This is a genomic window from Mesorhizobium sp. M4B.F.Ca.ET.089.01.1.1 (assembly GCF_004022605.1).
Taxonomy (GTDB): Bacteria; Pseudomonadota; Alphaproteobacteria; order Rhizobiales; family Rhizobiaceae; genus Mesorhizobium; species Mesorhizobium abyssinicae.
The window spans coordinates 1-876 of the sequence record NZ_RZOS01000992.1 but is presented as its reverse complement, the minus strand read 5'-3'; the positions used below and the strand labels follow the sequence as shown (position 1 = coordinate 876).

The 876-nt window shown below is 57.3% G+C and carries 2 protein-coding genes; one reads left to right on the top strand and one right to left on the bottom strand.

What is annotated here, in order from left to right; translation table 11 throughout:
• The first annotated feature begins 211 nt into the window (after positions 1–211).
• A complete protein-coding gene (locus EN780_RS41455) occupies positions 212–340 on the top strand; it encodes a hypothetical protein (protein WP_281015745.1) in 129 nt (42 codons plus the stop codon).
• Between the two features lie 110 nt (positions 341–450).
• On the opposite strand, the gene EN780_RS39935 is transcribed toward EN780_RS41455, so the two are convergent.
• On the bottom strand, positions 451–876 hold a 426-nt coding region (locus EN780_RS39935; RefSeq protein ID WP_210215095.1), incomplete at its 5' end, for a hypothetical protein.

Below are 876 nucleotides of genomic sequence, written 5' to 3'. Positions count from 1 at the left end.
GGATAGTGAGCGTGTTTTGCGCTTAACTCAATTAGCTCGATAGGCCTTAGCTCGATCTGATTAGTCGGCAGCAGCTTATGTTGTCTCCTTCACAGTCACCGACACGGCTTCGTTACATAAAGATGCGACCTTAAGCTGTGGGTAGGCAGAGGGAACCGTGGAGATGACATACAAGTCAGTTCAAGAGAGCCTGCGGGCAGCCGGAATTGTCATGAGCAAGAAGGGCGAGATCCATCGCATAAACTTCTTCGGCGGCCTCGAGGACACCGCGCACTACACCACAAGTCTCAAGGAGGCCCTGGAAAAGGGGCTGGCGATGGCAAGGCCGCAACGCTGGTGACAGGCGCCGCCCAGCTGGCGTCGGCAACACGGATCCCCGCGGTTGCAAGCTTGCCTGTCAGGTCGCCCGTTCACGCCGGGCCACGAGCCACCGATCCACGGCTGTTGGGGTCAATTCAGCAGCGAGGCGCAACGCACGGACTCGACAAGATCGAGCAGGTCGTCCCATTGGGGTGAAATATCGAGCCCGAGCCCAGTCCCATAAGAAAGCAGGGAAAACTGCGCCGTCAGTTCCTCCTGAAGACGCAGAGCTTCAGCAGGATCGGAAATGGAAGTCGTAGCCAAGGCAGCCAGGTCGCGACACCTGGCCTCGGTCTCGAAGCCGAGGCCACCGACAATCACACCAAGTTCGACCATCATCGAAATGAGGCGCACAAACCCCCTCCGGCGATCTGCGCAACACGAGCGGCACGAAATCAACCATGGTTGATTGGAAATAGAAAGCCGCAATTCGGGGAATCCCCGTCTTCCCCGCATTTCACTGTCTTGTGACAGCATACCCCTCCGCGTCTTCATCGCCTTTTTCAAATGCGTCAT